This is a genomic window from Leptospira sanjuanensis (assembly GCF_022267325.1).
Lineage (GTDB): Bacteria > Spirochaetota > Leptospiria > Leptospirales > Leptospiraceae > Leptospira > Leptospira sanjuanensis.
In genome coordinates this window covers 303,158-323,942 of sequence record NZ_JAIZBG010000001.1, presented here as the reverse complement: position 1 = coordinate 323,942, position 20,785 = coordinate 303,158, and the positions used below count along the sequence as shown (strand labels likewise).

The 20,785-nt window shown below is 43.5% G+C and carries 19 protein-coding genes; 8 read left to right on the top strand and 11 right to left on the bottom strand.

Annotation, left to right across the window (positions count from 1 at the left end; genetic code table 11):
• Window positions 1–158: 158 nt before the first annotated feature.
• Window positions 159–2,204 (bottom strand): neutral/alkaline non-lysosomal ceramidase N-terminal domain-containing protein, encoded by a 2,046-nt coding sequence (locus tag LFX25_RS01540; protein WP_238728565.1) that lies wholly within the window; start codon window positions 2,202–2,204, stop codon window positions 159–161.
• Between the two features lie 171 nt (window positions 2,205–2,375).
• Between LFX25_RS01540 and LFX25_RS01535 the strand changes: the two genes are divergently transcribed.
• Window positions 2,376–2,843 carry a DUF4442 domain-containing protein gene (locus LFX25_RS01535; RefSeq protein WP_238728564.1) on the top strand — a complete coding sequence of 156 codons (468 nt, stop codon included), beginning with the start codon at window positions 2,376–2,378 and terminating at the stop codon, window positions 2,841–2,843.
• A gap of 3 nt (window positions 2,844–2,846) precedes the next feature.
• Here the strand turns inward: LFX25_RS01535 and LFX25_RS01530 are convergent, their stop codons facing one another.
• The 3 genes from LFX25_RS01530 to LFX25_RS01520 form a co-directional block, all read right to left on the bottom strand.
• The gene (locus LFX25_RS01530) at window positions 2,847–3,356 is read right to left on the bottom strand and encodes a TetR/AcrR family transcriptional regulator (RefSeq protein ID WP_238728563.1); all 510 of its coding nucleotides are present in this window, start codon (window positions 3,354–3,356) and stop codon (window positions 2,847–2,849) included.
• An 18-nt stretch (window positions 3,357–3,374) separates the two neighbouring features.
• A complete protein-coding gene (locus tag LFX25_RS01525) occupies window positions 3,375–3,755 on the bottom strand; it encodes a hypothetical protein (protein WP_238728562.1) in 381 nt (126 codons plus the stop codon).
• A 165-nt stretch (window positions 3,756–3,920) separates the two neighbouring features.
• Window positions 3,921–5,081, bottom strand: coding sequence for a hypothetical protein (locus LFX25_RS01520; protein ID WP_238728561.1), 1,161 nt, complete (start codon window positions 5,079–5,081; stop codon window positions 3,921–3,923).
• A 103-nt stretch (window positions 5,082–5,184) separates the two neighbouring features.
• Between LFX25_RS01520 and LFX25_RS01515 the strand changes: the two genes are divergently transcribed.
• Window positions 5,185–5,691 (top strand): MarR family winged helix-turn-helix transcriptional regulator, encoded by a 507-nt coding sequence (locus LFX25_RS01515; RefSeq protein ID WP_238728560.1) that lies wholly within the window; start codon window positions 5,185–5,187, stop codon window positions 5,689–5,691.
• 74 nt (window positions 5,692–5,765) lie between these two features.
• On the opposite strand, the gene LFX25_RS01510 is transcribed toward LFX25_RS01515, so the two are convergent.
• The 3 genes from LFX25_RS01510 to LFX25_RS01500 all read right to left on the bottom strand — a co-directional run bounded on the left by LFX25_RS01510 (window position 5,766) and on the right by LFX25_RS01500 (window position 9,586).
• Window positions 5,766–6,863 carry an alkene reductase gene (locus tag LFX25_RS01510; protein WP_238728559.1) on the bottom strand — a complete coding sequence of 366 codons (1,098 nt, stop codon included), beginning with the start codon at window positions 6,861–6,863 and terminating at the stop codon, window positions 5,766–5,768.
• A 513-nt stretch (window positions 6,864–7,376) separates the two neighbouring features.
• Complete coding sequence (locus tag LFX25_RS01505) at window positions 7,377–8,456, bottom strand: hypothetical protein (protein WP_238728558.1); 1,080 nt, start codon at window positions 8,454–8,456, stop codon at window positions 7,377–7,379.
• A 104-nt stretch (window positions 8,457–8,560) separates the two neighbouring features.
• Window positions 8,561–9,586 (bottom strand): S1C family serine protease, encoded by a 1,026-nt coding sequence (locus LFX25_RS01500; RefSeq protein ID WP_238728557.1) that lies wholly within the window; start codon window positions 9,584–9,586, stop codon window positions 8,561–8,563.
• A 158-nt stretch (window positions 9,587–9,744) separates the two neighbouring features.
• On the opposite strand from LFX25_RS01500, the gene LFX25_RS01495 reads away from it, so the two are divergent.
• The 3 genes from LFX25_RS01495 to LFX25_RS01485 all read left to right on the top strand — a co-directional run bounded on the left by LFX25_RS01495 (window position 9,745) and on the right by LFX25_RS01485 (window position 12,357).
• Window positions 9,745–10,824, top strand: coding sequence for a helix-turn-helix transcriptional regulator (locus tag LFX25_RS01495; RefSeq protein ID WP_238728556.1), 1,080 nt, complete (start codon window positions 9,745–9,747; stop codon window positions 10,822–10,824).
• Window positions 10,825–10,911: 87 nt separating this feature from the next.
• Window positions 10,912–11,649, top strand: a complete 738-nt coding sequence (locus tag LFX25_RS01490; RefSeq protein WP_238728555.1) for a hypothetical protein — start codon at window positions 10,912–10,914, stop codon at window positions 11,647–11,649.
• A 39-nt stretch (window positions 11,650–11,688) separates the two neighbouring features.
• Window positions 11,689–12,357, top strand: coding sequence for a class I SAM-dependent methyltransferase (locus LFX25_RS01485; RefSeq protein ID WP_238728554.1), 669 nt, complete (start codon window positions 11,689–11,691; stop codon window positions 12,355–12,357).
• Window positions 12,358–12,400: 43 nt separating this feature from the next.
• Here LFX25_RS01485 and LFX25_RS01480 read toward each other — a convergent pair whose 3' ends face one another.
• A complete protein-coding gene (locus LFX25_RS01480; protein WP_238728553.1) occupies window positions 12,401–13,165 on the bottom strand; it encodes a DUF4846 domain-containing protein in 765 nt (254 codons plus the stop codon).
• Window positions 13,166–13,618: 453 nt separating this feature from the next.
• On the opposite strand from LFX25_RS01480, the gene LFX25_RS01475 reads away from it, so the two are divergent.
• Entirely contained in the window at window positions 13,619–14,782 is a 1,164-nt protein-coding gene (locus LFX25_RS01475; protein ID WP_238728552.1) for a DUF819 family protein, read from the top strand.
• 3 nt (window positions 14,783–14,785) lie between these two features.
• On the opposite strand, the gene LFX25_RS01470 is transcribed toward LFX25_RS01475, so the two are convergent.
• Window positions 14,786–15,421, bottom strand: coding sequence for a TetR/AcrR family transcriptional regulator (locus LFX25_RS01470; protein WP_238728551.1), 636 nt, complete (start codon window positions 15,419–15,421; stop codon window positions 14,786–14,788).
• 162 nt (window positions 15,422–15,583) lie between these two features.
• On the opposite strand from LFX25_RS01470, the gene LFX25_RS01465 reads away from it, so the two are divergent.
• A complete protein-coding gene (locus LFX25_RS01465; protein ID WP_238728550.1) occupies window positions 15,584–16,843 on the top strand; it encodes an NADH:flavin oxidoreductase/NADH oxidase family protein in 1,260 nt (419 codons plus the stop codon).
• 136 nt (window positions 16,844–16,979) lie between these two features.
• Here LFX25_RS01465 and LFX25_RS01460 read toward each other — a convergent pair whose 3' ends face one another.
• Window positions 16,980–17,951, bottom strand: coding sequence for a glycerophosphodiester phosphodiesterase (locus LFX25_RS01460; RefSeq protein ID WP_238731466.1), 972 nt, complete (start codon window positions 17,949–17,951; stop codon window positions 16,980–16,982).
• 350 nt (window positions 17,952–18,301) lie between these two features.
• Here LFX25_RS01460 and LFX25_RS01455 point away from each other — a divergent pair, with 350 nt between their 5' ends.
• A complete protein-coding gene (locus LFX25_RS01455) occupies window positions 18,302–18,799 on the top strand; it encodes a GlcG/HbpS family heme-binding protein (RefSeq protein WP_238728549.1) in 498 nt (165 codons plus the stop codon).
• A gap of 218 nt (window positions 18,800–19,017) precedes the next feature.
• On the opposite strand, the gene LFX25_RS01450 is transcribed toward LFX25_RS01455, so the two are convergent.
• The gene (locus tag LFX25_RS01450; RefSeq protein WP_238728548.1) at window positions 19,018–20,718 is read right to left on the bottom strand and encodes a hypothetical protein; all 1,701 of its coding nucleotides are present in this window, start codon (window positions 20,716–20,718) and stop codon (window positions 19,018–19,020) included.
• Window positions 20,719–20,785: the final 67 nt, after the last annotated feature.

Here is a 20,785-nt window from a genome sequence, read left to right as displayed (position 1 = left end):
AAATTCTCTACCGTAACCAACGGACATACTGAAACGAAGCCATTCGCTTCTTTATCAAAACGAATTCGATTATTCGAATATTTTCAAGAAACAAAAAGAGCTTTCTAAAAGATGATCGCCGAGACGGGAAGCGCCCGCCTCGATTCACAATCCATTCGCTAAAACTCGGGAGAATAAAACTCCTTCTCCTTACCTCGAGGAGCGATCGCAAATCGGTATTTTCGTTTCGAGTGAAACTCGGGATTAAACCAGCGAACTTCATAAACCGCCATTCCATCCGATGAATCTCCCTGCAATCGAATGTCCAACTCGGTTCCGCTATCATTCACCATTCTTCCGTCTTGTTGCAGAGTTTTCCATTCTCCCTTTTCTTCCTTATATTGAATGGAGACCAAGGCTTGATGAAATTGGATTTGAGAAGGGTTCACGTCTTTATAACGAAAGATCCAATGTTTTTCCGAATTCTCTTCCGCCAAAACAAGTCGAGGAGCTTCCTTTAATTCTCGATTTCCTTTCGCCTCGCGCTTTTCAGGCATATAACTCTTTGTATCGAGTTGAAATTCCCATGATTCCGGAAAACTCTCTTTGCCTCCTTCCGCTGGCATTTGTTTTACAAGATCCGCAAGATGAGCTTGTAAGAAAGGTTGTGTCGCAGGTCCGTAGATCGTATGTCCGCCTTCGTAATGCTGTTTCGAATATTCCTCCGGTGTAGTCGTATAACCGAAATAACCGTTCGCACAGGACAACACGGAAGTTTGAGTGATCGATTCCTTGCTTTTAGAAGTCCTTTGCTTTTCCGCTTCCAAAGTCGCACTGGAGAATCTTCTTCCGGATTCGTTTGTAACTTCAAAAGGAACCGCCAGTAAAGCCGTGTCTCCTATTCTTGCCGATTGAAGAATCATACGATGAGGAAAATTCTTTTTTGCTAATACGATATACTGAAAGAAGGAACCCGCAGTTCGTTTGTGTCCCTGACATCCTCCCGTAAAAATGTAACGAGGCCAACCTTCGCCCCAAAACGGAAGCCAAAATAAAACCGGAGTCATTCCGTCTTCCGCTCCGCCCGTTAATGCGGTTCCCGCAACGGGCCTGCTGCAAAGTTCCGCATCGCCCATTTTAGGATTTTCGTAGACGTCCACTTCTTTGGAGTTATAAGAATAGGTAAGGTCGCCACTCAACTTCTTTCCTAAACTCTGAAAAAGTTCATAAGCTTTTTTTGATATTTCATAACCGATCCGTTTCGACTCGATAAAACCCTGCATATCTTCCCGGTAATCGGGAGAATTATCCCCGTGCGTCGCGTTCGAAACGGCGTGCAATGGTTCCCAGTCCGTTTTGAATTCTTCCTTGATCTTAAATTCAAGTTCCCTTTCCGGATAAGCGAATACGTCCGCGTTGACGACTTTGTTCCAGGAAGGAACCGTCGTTCCGTGGATCGAATAAGTCGTATAAACCGCAAGAGGTTTAAAACTTCCGTCCTTATCCTTCGCGTCCACGCGAATCATCGTCATCTCGGGATTGACCGCGTCATAAATTTGTTCGGTTTTAATTTCATTGATGCCCGAATTCTTATTCGCGGCATACGCCTCAATCGAACGGTTTCGCGTCAAACCCCATACATTCAATTTTCCTGTTGCGATTTTTGCGGGCTTTGCGCTTTGATATGCTTCGAAAACCGCGTCGTAGATTCGATTTTCCAAAAATTCATACCATTCTTTTTCAAAGCCCGGTTTGTTTCCCGCAAACTCGTTATAAAAATTATTCTCATAAAAATTTCCCGGAGCCGAGTGAGTATGTGTTCCGGAAATAACGATTCCGCCGAGACTTATATCCGTTTTATCCGCAAGCCTTTCAGCAAGTTTATGATGCAGCAGTAAAGAACCGGAAAGCAAATCCGTTTGTATCAAGACTAAGGGAGAATGTTGATCCTTTCGGATATAAATCACTCGCGCGTAAATCTTCGTTCTAAATCCTTTTTCCGTATTTGCGAGCATCGAATAACCCGCAAGAGGAAGCCCCGGCGGTGGAGTAATATCGACCTTTACCGCGCCCGCAAAGATGCCCTTAGTGTTCGATGGAACGGACGGTTTTTTATTTTTAATCACGTAAGTCGTCGAGTCGCCGCAACCGATAAAACCCATCAAAAAAAACGAGACGCATAAAATCGCGATAAAGGAGCGGAAATAATAAATTTTCAAATTCAAAGTCCTCCGGGTGAGTTGTTCTATAAGACGTGTTCCGAAAAATCAAGATCCTTTCGATCGAAACGCGATATTTTAGCCGAAATTCATTATAAATCACTTATTTTCTGATTTCAAATTGGAGCCCTTGTAGAACAAAAGACAAAATACCTAAAAGGTTTTACATCAAACTGTATGAATTTTTGGAAAAGACTTCGATTTTATTTTTTCAATTTCTATCCGCCCTACTTCGGTGCAGGCATTCGATACAAACAAATGAGTAAGGATTTTACCCATTTCCGTCTTTCAATGAAACTTCATTGGTGGAATAAAAATCTGGTAGGAACGCATTTCGGCGGTTCTCTGTATTCGATGTGCGATCCGTTCTACATGCTAATTCTCATGGAAAACTTAGGGGAAAATTACATCGTCTGGGACAAAGCCGCAACGATTCGCTTTATCAGTCCGGGACTGGGAAAGGTTTACGCGGATTTCGAAATCGCGCACGACGAAATAGAAAGAATCCGAAAAGAAGCGGACGAAAAGAGAAAGTTAGACGCGTTCTTCCAAACCAAAATTTACGATGCGAAAACCGGAAAAGTCGTCGCAGAATTGGATAAGGTCGTTTACGTCCGAAGAAAAGAAAGAATAAAAAAGGAATAACATTCAGAATAAATAATATAATTTTTTGATTTCCTTTTCCTCCAAACTCGGAAGAATCATTTCCACTCCGACGAAGACCGCATAGGCAAGCCTTGCTTTTTGCTCCGCTTGCCTGCGATCTTTGAAAAGTTTAAAATAAACATCCCCTAAAAAAGAAATCCGCTTCCGATCCACCCTCTCCTGAATTTTTTTCACTTTAGAATTTCGAAAGGCCCAAGCGCGAATCGCGCGTTCAGCGTTTTTAGAAAGACCGAAGGTCAGAGATTGAAGCGTTTCCAATCGGTTTTGCGGAGAAGATTTCGAACTCGCAAGAACGATAATATCGTCCGTAAACGTCTTTTCCCAATAGACCAACAATCTTTGCGAAAAGTCCGCACGATTCTTAAAATGATGATAAAAAGAACCTTTTGTCAGTTTCAGTTTTTTACAAAGGGTCTCGATCGTTAGAAATTCTTCACCCTTGCGATACAAAATATCCAGTCCGGCCATAATCCAATCTTCGGAAGATATCATATCTGGATCGCTCCGAGTTTAAAACGCAAATAATGGGATCAGATATACGACTCCACCCAAACAAAACAAAATGGAAAGAACGTGAACCATCGCGGAATTCACTCGAAGAAAGATAAACTGTTCGATCAAACGCCCCCACCAAAAAACGGAAAAGCCGATCAAAATCCATTTCCCTAAAGAAGAAGACAAAAGCTCGGCTGAAAAAAAGAAAGTAATGCCCGCCATAAAAAGAAAAAGGTAAATGAGACGCAGATTTGCGATCTGCAAAATAGCGCGGCTCGCAAAAGAAACACGCTTTAAATCCTCTTTCCAACGGAAAATTTTCCAGAATAAAACGTGAAATACCGCAAATCCCAGGCTGTGAATCGTTCCCATAACGAGAAAATCTTTCGGTTCCATGACGATTCTCCTTACCATAATCCTAATGCGAAGAATCGACTTTGTCAAAATACATGACATACCTTATGGTATGTTTTTATCGAAATCATTCATTTTATTCTGATTTTCAGAGGTATAGCCTATCTATTTGAAAATTTTCCGAAAAACGTTTATCATAAACGAACCTCAAACCTTTACGGTCTTTTTTTCCTGCGCCCACCGGACTACAAGAATGAGAGAAGATGCGATAAACATAAAAAATCCCGTGAACAAAAAGAAAAGTTTAACAGCGGTTATTATTCCCGTAAACGCCGCTAACCCCTCCGGAACGGTCGGCCAAACCGATAGAAAATAAAACATAAGAGAATTCTCAAGCAGATCGAAAATTAAAAAACCGTATGCAAAAAGACCGAGAGAAAGGGGCAGATTGATCTTGAAAGCCGCCCTCGCATAAATACCTCCGAAACATAATACTAATGGAAACGGGAAAATCATATCGATGACATCGATCCAAAAATACAAACGTCTACCCGCTTCCCCATATACACCGAAAACTTCGATAAAGTCCTTTGCTCCGGAAAACGGGCGAAAGTCCATTTTTTTCGGAAGTATATTTCCGTCCGCGACCGGTATGAACTTTTCTAAAATCTGCATTCCCTCAGCGCAAACTAACGCCGCAATAAACAAAAGCAGAATCGATTTGATCGAAGTGAACCTGAGAAAGACTTGGCTTAGATTTCGAAACGAAGCCGAGGAATCCGATCCTAAAAGAAAAACCGTTACAATCCAAGAAACCGGCAATAGAGGCCCGTGCGGTATATAACGGAAAAATAATATGGATCCTATCATCAAAAAAGGAAGAATTAGAAACGTAATTCCGATCGCTTTCTTTTCGGGCCTTATTTTTAAACCTAGATATCCGAATGCGCATAAAAGAAGAAAGATGCCGGGCGCTTCGATCCAACGAAAACCTATGTTTCGAAATAATTCTCCGAAAAAACTTCCTCCCCAATACGCGACTATATCACCGATGATTGCGATCAAAAGAAAACCGAGAACCGCACGAAAGGCCTTTGTTGCGGCGATCGGAAAGAATCCGTTTCGTTTTAATTCTAGTAATCCGAATAAAATTCCAAGATGAATAAGAATCGTCATTCTTCCGAAAAAATAATAATCCGACGTCTCGGGTGCGAAATCCGCTCGAAAATCGAACAAAACCCGAATGTACGTTTCCGTTTTTAAAAGATAAACGGGGAAGGATTCTCCGTTCCAAATCAAGGATTGAACGGGTGTTAAAACTAAAACCAGAATCGAAGCGAACAAAGAAAGGAAAACGGGGATTCTCATAGATTTCTCCGAAAGAAATTATTATCTTGATATCAAGATATTTAAAGCCAAAGCAATCATTCATTTATCTTGACGTCAAGATATTTTCTAAAAATAAAGAAGTATGAAATCCCAAAAAAACGAAGATCACGTCGATTTTATTCTGAAACAATGGGCCGACGAGCGACCTGATTTAGATATGACGGCCATGGGCACGATCGGAAGAATTCACCGACTCTCTTCGATTTTTTTCTATAACGTCCATAAGGAAGTTTTTGAAAGCCACGGACTTGCGGCACCCGAGTTCGACGTAATGGCCGCCCTTCTCCGGAGCGGAAAGCCTTACAAAAAATCTCCGGGAGAACTTCTTTCCACGTTGATGATCACGTCGGGAACGATGACCAATCGCATCGATCGACTTGAATCGCTGGGATGGGTAAAACGAGAATCCGACCCGAACGACCGAAGAAGCGTTTTGATCGGATTGACATCGGAAGGGAAACTCGTGATTACGAAAACGCTTTTAGATCACGTAAAAAGCGGACAGGCATTGATGAGTTGCCTAACGGAAAAAGAACACACTGAACTTTCTAAATTATTGAGAAAGCTTCTTTTGAACTTCGAAGAATGAATTCGATTCGAAACATGGAAGGGAAGTTTCGTTCAGCCGGAATCGATCCGACTGAACGAAATTTTTTGGTAAAATCAGTTATAGTTCGGATAATCCGAATATCCTTTTTCACCGGGAGTATAGAACGTATTTTGATCCGCATCGGAGAGAATCCGATCCGATTTCAATCTGGAAACGAAATCAGGATTGGCGATGAACGGTCTTCCGAAAGCGATCAAGTCCGCCTTATTCGATTCAAGATCCGATTGTGCGCGAGTCTTATCGTAACCGCCGCTCAATATTATGACATTCTTAAATTGATTTCCGATCTTTTGAACTACGCTCTCCGGAACGGGGGGAGCGCCCATCGCACTGTGATTCACGAGATGAATGTATGCTAAACCGACATGATTCAATTCTTTTGCGAGAAGTTCGTATTGTTCTTCGACTCCGTCGAACGCTCCCATTTCGTTAAAGACTCCGTAAGGAGAAATTCGAATCCCGGTTCTCTCTTTTCCGATGGCTTCCGAAACCGCACGCGCAACTTCCACCGCAAAACGAATCCGATTCTCATTCGAACCGCCGTATGAATCGGTTCTGCGATTCACATTCGGATTTAAAAATTGTTCGATTAAATAACCGTTTGCACCGTGAAGTTCCACACCGTCAAACCCGGCCTCAATCGCGTTCTTTGCGGCCTGAACGAATTCTTCGATCGTTTTTCGAATATCTTGCGAATTCATCTCACGCGGCAGAGCGTAAGGCTGCATCCCTTGTGCATCGGTCCAGTTTTCACCTGAAAGTTGAACCGCGGAAGGCGCCACTAACTCTGCGCCGCTCGGAAGATTTGCCGTACTTCCGACCCGACCCGTATGCATCAACTGAACGAAAATCTTTCCACCCTTTGCGTGAACGGCTTTTGTAGTTAGTTTCCATCCTTCCACCTGTTCCTTGCTAAAAATTCCGGGAATACGCGCATATCCCAACGCATTTGGAGAAGGAGCGGTTCCTTCCGTAACGATCAACCCCGCGCCGGATCTCTGGGAATAATATTCCGCCATGATCGAATTGGGAACGTTGTTTAAAGCGCGGGATCTCGTCATGGGAGCCATTACGATTCTATTTTTGAGGTCGATACTTCCGAGTTTTACCGGCCCGAAAAGGTCAACGGAAGATTTGGATTCTACGTTCATTTTTTATTCTCCTAAAAATGAAATTGGGATTTTGTACTTAGACAAAATGTAACAAAAAAAGTTACTTTTTGGCAAAGAATTTAAGGGATTTAAAGGAGATTTTTTCAAAAATATTCTGCGACTTCCACTTGTTCCATTCGCCAACAATCGAATATATATTCAATTTTTATAATACAATGTTCTAAGTTTTATACAAAAAGTTGAAACATTTTTTCGGAATTCGTTTTCGGAAGATAGGCGGAACTTGATAGAAAGGTGAAATTCTTCAGAGAAGAAAATCGTAAGGATGGACATAGAGATCGACCAAAGAGGGAATTCTTCGGCAAACAATAAAGAATTCAACAGCCAATCGATCGATACAGTTTACATTGCGGAAGGACAATCTACCCGAAAACCGAAGAATGAATGGATCGGTTCCGTTGAATTAGTAAATTTTAATATTTAAAAAATATACACTAATAAAAAAGCCCTCCAATATAGAAGGGCTTTTGCCTACTTTTCGTTTCTAAACGATTAGAAAGTGAACGAAAAGATTTGATCGATCGCGGCGCCATTCACGATTCCGGAAAAAGAAACGCTGAAACTTCCGCTTCCAACCTGCGAAGATGGACTTCCGCTTAAGCTAATGCTGGACGAATATCCGTATTTCACATTCTGAAGAGTAACGGTTTTAGCCGTTCCCGCTGTGGTTCCTTCATACTCGGTGATCGTTATACCGGACGGTGAACTAACGGTTGCGTCAAACTTAGAATTGGAAGAAACTCCGGACGCCGCGTTTTGTCCGCTGTACGTTCTCGAATAAGTGACCGCAGCGCTTCCTGCGGAAATAACCGCATATTTCGCGATCGCATTGTAGAACGAACCGAAAACCTGCTGTAATCCTTCACAAGTGGAGATACTGGAAGTCGTACTTGGAGGATTCTTATAGTATTGAATCATGGCCAAATAATCGGCGTAAAAGACTCCATAATTCGAAAAAGCGATATTCGCACTCAAATCGCTCGTTCCTGAAAATGCCGTACTCGTTCCGGATCCGCTGAAAGAAAGCGTTCCATTGGAAAACGTGGCGGTTCCTTGAGTTCCGGAAGGAGCAAGCGTAGAAATTGCGCAGTTAGGAATTCCTAAAGCAAGTCCGAATGAGGTATTGGATTGGGTCGTCACTCCGGATCCGCTCACATCTCCCGAAAAAGTCCAAGTTCTAGTCGGCGTGCTTCCGGATGGAGTCGCAGTAATCGCCGTTAGGTGAACTGGATTTTCCTGTTTTCCTTTTTGTAAAGAAGCAAGTTGAGAAGCGACATCCCGGACTACGATAGGGTCCATTCCGTTTTCAAAAATGTCGGCCACTAGCATTTGTTCGGTTCGGGCTTCGTTGGAGGCGGTCATACCGCCGCTGGTTTGTGCCGCCGAGGCCGCACCCACTACTCCGTTCGCGGTTGCACTAGCGGTCTTTTGTTCCGGCGATAAGCCGTTTCGAGTATTCAAAAGTGCTAACAAAGCCAGATTTTGAGTCGTATCGTCTTTCGAATCCTTTTTACAAGCGGTGATTGCCGTGATTAGAATCATAACAATCAGCAAACCTTGATGCTTTTTCATATTATTCTCCTGGGAAGTTTAGAGTCCTTCCTATTCTTCCCCGGTTCAATATGAACAAAGACATGGAAAAATATTTTTTTCCATCGAATCATAATTTTAATAAATTATTTCCAATTTTTTAAAACGACTTCCATTTCTTTACCGCTTCGAAACAGCTTTATTGACGCTTCTCCGTTTAACAAAGCGATTTCGCGATAAAACTCCGCGGAAGAATTTACCTTTTTGGAATTGATATGTGTTATAAAATCGTAACGTTGAATTCCTGACTTTTCGGCGGGAGAATCCTTTTGAACATAACTCACGATCACACCAAGCGGATGCGGAAGTTTTAACTTATCAATCAGATGAGGAGTCACAAATGGAATCTCCACGATTCCTCTTTGTGAACGAATGCGATTCTCCCTTAATTGAGCCGATGATTCCAAAAAATTGGAAACATGACCTACGGGAATTGCAAATCCCGGACCGATCGGCTGATTTCCCGTCGTATTATAGGTGAATCGTTGAACACCGATTAGGTTCCCTTGAATATCGATCACGGCGCCGCCGGACATACCCGGATAGATCGGCAAACTGAGTTGAACAAAACCCTTTTCCGGATGATACGGATCCACCTTTGCCCTTTGTGAAAACGCAACCACGCCCGTAGAAATCGAATCCGGAAGTCCGTACGCGGCCCCAAACGAAAGGTAAATCGTGCCTTCCTTGGGAACATTCAACTTGGGAACAGCAATGAACGCATTCTTGTTGTCGTTCGTTTCCGATTCCAAAAGAGCAAGATCCGCATCCGCGTCCTGTTTAATCACCTTCGCTTTCAAACGTTCTCCGGATTTACCCGGTTGAATGATAAATTCTTCCGATCCCCGAATCACATGTTGGCAAGTGAGAATATGTCCTTCTTCATCTATAAAAAAACCGGAACCGATCGGAGTGGAATTTTCCGTGCTTCCTTTCGGAAATACGCTTACCGTTGCGGGTGAAATTTTATCGATCAATCCGTTCAATCGGTTTTGCAAATGGAGAGAAACGTTCAGGCTTTCCTCATCCAACTTGTCGGTTTCGAAAGAATTTTTCGAACAGGCGAAAAAACTCATACAAAGAATGAAGAGAATGAATGCGGTTTGTTTCATATTTCGTTTTAAACTCCGAAGGTTCGATCGGATTTCAGGTCGTTTTTTCTATCGTTCCTAAATCAAAACTCGGACATTGGAAAGATCTTTACAGTAAAAAAACAGAATCGAGAATGCGAGAATTCTAAATTCTTTCGAGTGATCGATCGATTTGATATATGGAAATCGTTCAACTATTCCCTCTTACGGCGATGTCCGCGAATCTTGCGGCGTTCTTTGCGTTGTGGAAAGACAAGGATTCGTTCGGAAATTATTTTCGGATTCTTCTTATCATATTGGCGGGCGGAAATCTTTCCCTTTTCTTTTTACTCGCGTCTTCATCGTCCGATCAAGCCTACTTCTTTTTCCACGTCTTTCGGCATTTTATTTTTTTCGTCCCTCCTCTTCTCTTGTGTCTGAGTAGAATTCTTTCGGGAAGAAAAGTAAAATCGCCGATGACCGCGGGTGTGATCGCGATCGCAATCGGATTGATTCTTTTGATCGAATTGGATTATTCATCCTCAACAAAATCCGTTCTTATCCGCGAATGGAAATCGTATTCCTGGGGTTGGTTTCCCGTTTTAGAAAATCAAGCTCGAATCTTGGTGGGAGGATTTTTCGGAATCGGTTTTATTCTTTCTTTGTTTCTTCTTTTAAAACCGAAAGACGCGCCCGTCAAAGGTTGGATTCCTTTTTTGGTTTTATGCTGGTGGTTAGGATTAGGAACGAACTTTCTTCCCCTGTTCGGATGGAACGTGTTTCCGCTCGGAATGGGAGCCGATACGATCGTCAGCGTTTTCATTTCCGTTTATCTTTCACGCGATCGCGCGGATTCCTTCTTTCACAAGGTTGCGGAAATATTGGCGAGCGCAAGCGTCGCGCTAGGTTGCGGATCTCTTTCCGTTCTTTTTTTAAGCGGAGAATCTGCTCGAATCCAAACGATCTTTCTTTCCGCAATCGGAGTCGGCGCCTCTTGGATCGTGTTGCGTCTGTTTCGGAAAAAGGAAAATTCGGGACTTCTGGATCTGAGCTCCTTAACGCAAAAAGGATTAACCAAACAAGAACTTAGAATCTGCGAACTCATATCGGAAGGTTATACTCGAAAGCAGATCGGTTTCTTTTTAGGAATCGCAAACGGAACATTAAGAAATCATTTAGTAAATCTGTATGAAAAAACGATCGATCGTGAAAAGAATTCCGGCTCCAAGGATAAATTCCAAAGACTGACCGTATTTCTGCATTCCTATAAGAAACCGTGACGATCGTCACGGTTTAAAATCCGATTCGTGACGACAGGACTATGGCGCGTTTTGCGAATCCTGTTAACCTCTTTCACGGAGGTTTCTATGGAAACAAATTCAATTCCCGTTTACATTTCCGCGTTCACTCTCGCATCCTGCGGAACGCTCGTCACGATCCTATCGATCTTTTTTCTGCGAAAGGACGTTTCGAACCCGTCGCACAAACCCGCATACGGATTCTTTGTCGTTTTAGCTTTTTTAATCGGACAATGGTTTTTGGGGTTTCAAGGATTCTTCTTTCGATTCGACCTTCCTCCTAGACTTTTGATCGGCGTCTTATCGACCTTGACGCTCTTTTTAGGATTCGGATTTTCAAAAGGGGCGCATCGGATTCTAACCCGGTTCGGATCGATTCATCTTTGTTTATTTCAGGTCTGGAGAATTCTTCCGGAAATCCTGATCGTTCTTTTGGTTCGCGAGGGCTTGATCTCCGACATCATGACGATCAAAGGTAGGAATTTCGACATTTGGGTTCCGATCACGGCGCCGGTTCTTTTCCTTCTCGTGTCCAAAGGAATTCTTTCCAAGAAATGGATTATCGGTTGGAACGCGGCGGCGATCGTCGTTTTAGGTTTGACTGTTATTACGGGAATCACGTCCGTTCCGTTTCCGTTCCGAATCCTCTTTACAAACCCGCCTAACGTAGTCGTAACGGAATATCCGGTTTGTTTCCTTCCTTTGTTTATGGTTCCTCTTGCCTTCGCGGGACATATACTGGGGATCGCAATCGGCTGGAAAGAATGGAAGACGGAAAAAAACTTGGGCGTATCGGGTTCGGCTTAAACGAAATCAATTTAAACCGAAACGAGAAGGAAGATATTTATGGATTACATTGAAACCTTTGAAGGGGAAAGAGCGGTTCAATACGAAAATCGAATCGGAACGATGATTCCGTTCTATTCGGGAATTTCAGAATTGGTCGCGACTTCGATTTTGAATTCGGTTCCGGTCGGCAAAAAAATTCTAGCAGCCGGTTGCGGAACCGGCGCGGATTTTCGAGCCCTTCTAAAGATCGCACCCGATCGTTATTCGATCACCGGGGTGGATCCTTCTCCCGAAATGATTTCAATCGCGCGTAAAAATTTTCCGAACGCGGAGTTGATTTCTTCTCCGGTTTCAGCTCTGGATCCGAATCGTAAATTCTCCGCTGCGACGCTTTTATTCGTGCTTCACTTTCTTCCGGACGACGGGGCAAAACTTTCCCTGCTTCGGGACATTTCCTCCCGATTGGAACCGGGAGGAATTTTTCTCTTATTCGATCTTTACGATTCGCAAGCACGAATGGAAGTCGTTTTCAATGAACTCGGCTTATATCTAAAAACGTTTCAGGGCTGGGAAGAAGAAGCTCTGAAAACGTACATTCAAAGAGTGAAAGATTTAAATAGAATTCCGAGCGCCCGATACGAGGATTTGTTTCGCAAAGCGGGCTTTCAAAATTTCAGACAAATCTTTCGGGCTTATCACGTGGGCGGCTGGGAAGCGAAACGATAATTTTGGAATATTCCAAAATTAGAATTCGTTAAACCGAATTCGTTTATCGTTCCGAAAATCTCCGGAGAACCGGCGTCCCGTACGGATACGATTCGTTGAGATGGCCGATAAAACCTTCGTATGTGAACCAACCGGAGGAACCGAATTCATTCGGAGCCTTTTCAATGTGCATTTCCTGAGCGGGCATAAAGCTGAATCCGATCAAAAAAAATTTCCTGCCGTTCTTCGCTTCGGCCGCATCTAGAATCATAGAAACGTGTCCGATTCCGCCGGTTTCATTTTGAACGAAAAGATCTCCGGGTCTCAAATCCTTTTCCGTAACGACCGTCCCGCCCTTCTTCAAAGAATAGGAATTGGAGGAAGCGAATGCCTTTCTTAAAAAAGATGAATACGAAAGACCGCTTTCTTGAAATCGTTTTCGATTTCCGTTGTAATCGAAAAGATACAGCCGATTTAAGTTGCCGGTTTGTTTGTGATATTCCGCCCAAACCCGCATTGAATAATCGGCGCATTGTTCCAAATCGTCTTTGAATAAAAGAGGAAGATCCAAAACGGCGATCGTGTCGTATCTGCGGATGATGTTTTGCTTTTTATACGTCCAAAGAGTCCGTTCGCTTTTTAAGGGAAGATTCCGAACGAAATCGGAAAAAGAATTTTTCGGAAAAGCGACTCGAGAGGTTCCCGCAGGAAGACGGATCTCGTTCACCTTTGCCGGAATCGGCTCCGCGTCGAGACAACCCGCAATCGGAAGATACAAACCGATCGTGATCAATAATGAAGGTACTTTACAATTCGAAACGAAACTCATCCTAATTCCTTACAGAATCTCAATCTTTCCGGAATACCAAAAAACGTAAACTAAGACCGGATTCTATCCCGTTTCGGTTTCCCCTTTTTTCGGAAATCCGTCGAACAAAGAAGTCATCCTTTTCCATAAAATCTTAGAATTTCCATAAGAACCTGTCCCAAAAACCGGGACAGAACCTTGCCGATGATCTTTCTGCTAAAGTAAAATTAGGTTTTGGGACACGCTGTAAAAAAGAAATCGGCCAAACGTACGTTCGGCGGCTTTTCTGCTTGAATTTTCAAAATCCCGTTCTGATATTTTAATAAAAGAAGAGTTATGAGTCGGTTTGAACCGAATCGTGAAAGAGCGGACTTCCGAATCGGATACAAACAAAGATTCGAAACGGTCCGCACAAACAAGGGTCTCGCGATACGGAATTGAAAGATTAAAATTTTTGTATATTCAGGAACCCTTATGGAATTCGCATCTTCGATCCTTAATCCGATATTTTTGGCTTTGTTTATTCTTTTTTTCCCGTGGCTCGCAATCCGTCTCACGCAAAAAGTCAAACTGTTCGGAATCCTAGGTTCCGTATCGATCTGCTACATTGCGGGAATCCTTTTGGGAAACCTCGTCCCTCATTCGTGGATTCCGAAATCGGTGCCTCTTACCATAGCCGATATTGCGATTCCTCTTGCGATTCCTCTGCTTTTAAGTTCCACCGATTTTCGAAAAGGGTTCGGCGAAGCGAAACTCGCTCTCTTCTCCTTCTTTTTATCCGCGGTTGCGGTTGCGATATCCGCCGCGCTAGTAGGATACGTATACGCGGAAACGCATCCCGAATCCGCAAAAATCGCGAGCATGCTTTCCGGCATGTATACCGGCGGAACTCCGAACCTGAACGCGATCGGATTGGCCTTAAGCGCAAATAAAGAAACGATCGCCTTGGTCAACACGATCGATGTAATCATCGGCGGGATTTATCTTCTCTTCTTACTGACTTTTGGAAAAAAAATCTTTTCGTTCTTTCTGAAAAAGGAAGAAGTCAAAAACGTTCCAATCGAAGAAACGGAATCGTCCGCAAAAGTAGAAGATAAACTTCCGTTAAAAAAAATACTTCTGCCGAACGGGATCGGTTTGTTGTTGGCGACGCTTGGTTTCGGAGTTTCGGTCGCGTTTACGTTTTTGATCTTCTCTTCTTTGTACGCGCCTTCGATCCTTCTCGGAATCACAACCTGGGGAATCGGAATTTCCTTTCATTCCAAAGTGCGGCAACTCAAAACATACGAGTTCGGAAGTTATATGATTTTGGTCTTTTCGGTCTCAATCGGTTTTCTTGCGGATTTGGAGGAATTGAAAAAAGATTTCGGTTCCGTGTTTCTCATCTTAACGTCGATTCTTTTCGGAGCGATTCTACTCCACCTTCTCTTGGGAATTCTCTTTCGAATTCCGGTCGATACCTGGATGATCACTTCCGTATCGAGCATCTACGGACCCGCGTTCGTTCCGCCGGTTTCGCAGGCGATCGGAAACAAAGGCGTTTTGGTTGTGGGAATTCTCACGGGATTGATCGGATACGCGTTAGGAAATTATCTAGGAATCGGAATTCATTCCGTTTTGATCGCGATCGGAAATTAGGATTTACTTTTTCGTTTCGCAGGTCGGATCGAACGTTAAAAGAAGATTCTTAAAGAAAGAATTGAGAACTTCTCTTCCCCTCACTTGCAGGTCTCGTTGCGAGGGAGAAATATCAGCTTGGATCTGCAGCCCGTCGAATACCGCGAGAATGGTGCGCGCGATTAAGACTGCGGGCATAGAATTTACGATGCTTCCCTGATTCTGTCCTTCTTGAATCGTCTTTGCAAAAACGGATTCAAGAGAATCGTAAAAGGCGACGATTTCCTTCTCCATGCTTCCGCCGTTGGAAGTCGCTTCGGCAAACAACCGAGGAGAACAATTCCCTTCGATCGTAAGACGATTCGCCAGTCGCTCCAAATATTCCTTCATTCTCAAATGCGGAGAAAGAGAAAGAACTTCCGGATCCTGAAATCCGAAACGTTCTAGATTTAAAAATTCACGGATCAGAGTGTCCCGGATTTCTTCCTTACTTTCGAAGTGAAAGTAGATTCCACCCTTGGTCAAACCGGCCGTTTCGGCGATGTCTTGAACCGATGTCTTTTCAAAACCCTTGGAAAAAAAACAACGCATCGCCGCAGAGAGAATCGATTCTCTCCGAACGTCCTCGGGTAATTTTTTCCAGCCAAGAGTCTTTGACATTGCGAAATTCTCCCTTTCATCTTCGGAACCACTTTCCTCCGGTCAAACGAATTCGCTTTTCAAAGTAAAAATAAATACCAACCGGTAGGAATTAAATATTGACAAAGAATTCTCCATAAATACCGATGGGTAGGAAAGAAAATTCCGAACTGGAGAATTCCCATGTCCCAAACAGTTTCCCCGCTCTCTCAAAGCCTCACATTGCCCAACGGCCAGGTTTTAAAGAACCGGATCGCCAAAGCTTCGATGGAAGAAAGTTTAGCCGACGACGAGTTTCTCCCAGGAAAAGAAATGATTCGTTTGTATGAACGCTGGGGAAACGGCGGAGCCGGACTTCTTTTGACCGGAAACGCTATGGTCGATCCGACCGCGTTGACCGGACCGGGAAATGTCATTATCCGAGACCGAGGAAAATTGGATTCTTTCAAACGATGGGCCGACGCGGGAAAATCGGGCGGCTCTAAAATTTGGATGCAAATCAATCATCCCGGTAGACAGGTTTTCAGTTTTATTTCGGAAACTCCGGTCGCCCCTTCCGCCGTGAAAGTTCATATTCCGGGAAGAATGTTCGCGAAAGTTTTCGGAACTCCACGCGCCCTCACCGAAGACGAAATCAAAAAAATCATCGATCGTTTTATTCAAGCCGCGGTCATCGCGGAAAAAGCTGGCTTCGACGGAATCGAAGTGCACGCCGCTCACGGTTATTTGATCAATCAGTTTCTTTCTCCGTTGACCAATCTTCGCGAGGATCAATGGGGCGGTTCTCTGGAGAATCGCGCGAGAATTCTTCTCGAAATCGTAAACGGAATCCGCGCTTCCACCCGAAAAGAATTCGGAGTCGGAGTAAAACTCAACTCGGCCGATTTTCAAGGCGGGGGTTTTGCGGAAGAAAACGCGATCCAAGTGATTGAAATGTTAAATCAATGTAATTTAGATCTACTTGAAATATCGGGAGGAAACTATGAATCTCCCGCGATGCAGGGAGGAGAATCCAATGGAACGCGCAAACGCGAAGCGTATTTTTTGGATTTTGCGAAAAAGGCACGATCGATCGCAAAGATGCCTTTGATGTCCACGGGCGGTTTCCGTTCCAAGAATATTATGGAAAATGCAATCACTTCCGGCGCCATCGACCTTGTCGGAATCGCGGCTCCGTTCGCTTTCGACCCGGATTGCGCTTCTCGACTTCTTTCCGGAAACGCGGAAACGATCGAATTCAATCTTCCGAATCTTTCCAATCCGGTTTTCAGTTCTCTTTCAAAAATGTCCGCCATCAAATTTCAGTTCCGAAGAATGGGACAAGGAAAAGAACCGAGAATTCCTCGATCGATGATCGGCAACTTAATCTGGGAACAAATTCGCAGTAGAAGAAACGCTACGAAATATAAAAACTTTTTAGCGCTACCCTCTTCGACAAAATAAAGAATCCCGCCGACACAAAAACTGCACAGAACATCCATCGTACCTGCGAGGCGATGGATTTGTGTAATTCCGAAATCGTTTTCCGATTTTCCGCGAGAATTCTAAAGATAGTTTCGTTCGATCGCGTTTCAGCTTCTTATCTTTTGATCGCTTGCATCAATCGATCCGGATAATCACTGATTATACCGTCCACACCCGCATCGATCAATCTTCTCATTTCATCCGGCTCGTTCACCGTCCAAGGGATCACGGAAATTTTATGAGAATGCGCTTCCTGAACGAATGCTTCCGTCACGTATAAGAAATACGGAGAAATAATATCCGCTTTCACTTCGATCGTTTTTTTCAACGCGTTTTCGCGAGCGGAATTTCCGAATCCCAATTTCATCAGGGCGCCTTGAAAGTATGTTACGGAAAAAAGAGCGCTCGTTTTGATCTTTGGATTTTTTTCCTTTACGATCGGCAACGCTTGTATGTAAAACGATTGGATCGTTGTTCGATCCGCGGCTTTTGCATCTTCGACGGCTTTGACGAGGAGAGTTACATGATCCCTCACTTTCTCCATAGGAAGTTGAGCCTTGTCGTCGTTCGGGAACTTCGTTTCGATATTGAATTTGAGCTTCGGCCGATTCGGATTCTTCTTTTCAACGTTTGCGACGAGCGAGAAAAATTCTTCAATCGTAATCAGTTCGGTTCCCGGAACTGAAACTTGTTCCGGATATTTCGGATTTTTTTTAGTCCCGCAATCCAGTTGTTTCAATTCCGCCAAAGTCAAATCGTATAGTGAAACGGAAGAAATCGGAGTTCCGTCCTTTTTCTGACAGATCGTTGGATTGGTTTCCGAATCGTGATGAATTACGATTTTCTTATCTTTGGTAAGAACCGTGTCCAATTCCAAAGTAGTCATCTCGTAACGGATCGCCTCCTCGAACGCGGGCCACGTATTTTCCGGTTTTAAACCTCTTGCACCCCGATGTCCCTGCAAATCCACAATGCCGTCTAACGGCTTATTGACGATCGGCGCGCCCGAACAAGAAGGCACGGCGGAGGAAAAAAGAACCACGAAAAAAATCTCGAAAAGAAATCTAACTTTGATTTTGGAATTCATCTTAGCGCAGAATTCTTTTTTCTTTTCGAAAGTAGGAAAGCTTTTTTTGATCCGATCGGCGCCGAATCGAATTCCGATTTCATTACCATTCAAGATCGCATAAACCGCTTGACAGAACGGAAAGCTCCCGTTTCAATTTTTTTAATTCCGAACTTCCGTCGGGATTTTTCCTCGAAACGGTTTTACGGAAGAAAGCCGCCCTCCTCGATCCTACGACATTCGGTCCAAGGATCGATTCCAGTTTCAAATCCGAAAAGGTTAAACTAACAATCAAAACGTTCTTTGGTTCGAGTCGATTCGTTTGGATCGCCGTTTCATTGAACTTCAATCCACACAAGGGAGAATCATCCATGAATCCAAAATTCATTGTCGCATTAACGGTTTCTATTTTTCTAATAAATCCGTTTTATATCGCAAGCCAAAGCCAACCCAGTTTTCCGGATTACGGAAACCCAGTACGTTTAGATCTCGCAAAAAAGATCGTACTCAAAGCGCAGAACGAAGCGAAAAAGAACGGCTGGAAGATGGTCTTTTCCGTAGTCGATTCCGGAGGCAATCTGATCCTTCTGGAAAGAATGGACGGAGCCCAATTCGGTTCGATCGATATTTCGCAGGGAAAGGCGAAATGCGCGAACAATTTTAGAAGACCCACAAAATCGATAGAGGACGCGATTGCCGCCGGCGGAGTCGGATTAAGAATTCTAGGCTTACCGGGAGTGTATCCTCTGGAAGGCGGAGAATTGATTTTGATCGATGGAAAAATCGCCGGAGCCATCGGCGTTTCCGGAGGAACTTCAAGCCAGGACGGTCAAGCGGCTCGCAGCGGATTGGAAGCAGTTAAAGAATAACGAATTCCCCCACCTTTCGCCAAACTCTTGTTTGGTGAAAGGAACATTCGCATTTTGAACTTCCTTTCGACAAACCCAATTCAACCTCGTAATTTACCTTACCGCAATGACGATATCCGTTTAAGACATATTCCATTTCCGTAATGATTGACATTTTCTTACTAAAATCAGAATGTCATAGATGAAAAGCGTATTCAAGTTCAAAAGTTTCTTCGCATTCAAGGATTAGGGTTTTCCACCAGATCGATCCTCATCAATTTGAAATCGTAAACGAAAGTCAAGTATGCCTCAAAACAAATATTAAAACCGTCCAGGGTTCTCAAAAGAATCCGACGTTTTCGTTCTCCGTCCGGTCCCAAAACAGTCAAAAGAAATCGATTCTCCGCTCCGTAGCCGTCGTAAACATATTCGACAAACGCGATATTCTTTCCGTCAAACGTGAAAATCTTTCTGAGTTCGCTTTGGATCGGATATTCTGCGATCAATTCTCCGTTTCGGTTTAAAATCGTGACGTGTTTATAATCTTCCGCAAAGACGAGTCTATCCTCGGTTAAAAAAACGGGAAGATTCGGATTCGGACTTTTGTGCGGACCTAAAATATCGCTACAAGTCTTATCGTATATTTTTAGAATCCGAAATTCCGAATCGGTGACATACGTCTTATCGTAACCGAAACAAAAAAGATAACCCTCATCGAAATTCAACGGCGGAGCGTTCAAAAAATGAATCAATTCCACGCCGCTATTCTGTTTTTCCTTAAATTCGATTAAGCCGTTTCTTTGCGGATTTTCGATCTTCGCATAATAATAAAAAACATTCAAGCGTTCGTCGATCCAAACCGGATGTGCGAATGATTTCCAATCCGTCAACGGCTTAAACCGGGAATCGAACACCGAAAATCCTTTCATCGTGATCGGAATTAGATTCTCCGTTTCGTCGAACAACATTCTTCCCGAAAAAATTTCTCCGTTGGGAAGATCCAATCGGCGGATTTCTTTTTGGCGGAGAAGATCGTAAACGACGATGGAGCGGTTCCTCGCCAAATAAAGAATGTCATGATGAATCGTTACATCAAAGTTATGGACCGTTCTACATTCCGAATAATCCCGTTCCCGCGTCGGATCGACTTCGTAACAGGAAAATTGTAATAGGAATTCTCCCAACTTTTTTCCGTTTAAGTCGTGAATGAGCAGCTTATCGGGACGATCCAAAAGGGAAAACGGAGTTTCCTGAACTCCGTGAAAAGAACAAACGTATCCGGCTTTCCAAAACAAAATCGGCACCTTCGGACCGCTTTGAAACGGAGGAAGAATATTCGTTTTCCATAATACGTTTCCGGTCTTAACTTCGATCGCACTTAAAAAATGTTTTTCTTCCCCTTCCGCGGTCCAAAGAACGATTCGATCCGCATCGATGGAACAACTTTCGATCGTCCGGGTTCCTTTCGGAAGAGTAAGAATCGGAACGGCACCGTCGTGAAATCCTTGTTCGGTTATTTTTTTATGTTCTTCCGGAAAATTCTCGGAAAACCACTTTTCCAACCAATACTTGATCGAATTATCAAGATCGATCGGTCTTTCCATATACAATTTCTTTAATATTTTTCGTTCATCGTGTTCTATTTTTTGAAGGCAGGACACCGCGAAACCGTAGGGAAGAATCTGCTTTTCGTCGAATCGGATCGCAAGAAGTTTATCGAGGGTCGGATGTTCCACGATCTCTTTTTCCTTGCCCTCGAGCAGCCTCGCTTCCTGAACATAAAACTCGGGATATGTGGATCTTGGATCGCCCGTTCCTCTGCTTTGAATGACCCACAAAGAAGCGCAGGTTTTGCATCGATAAATATCGGGAAAAACCTCCGTGGAATGTTCCACGATGTCCCGGATCGGAAAATCATAGGAATAACGATCCTCAGTCAAGGTAACTCTTCGGAAAAAAGTTTTTTCACCGTTTTTACAGAACAGACAACTCATAATTTTCTACAAT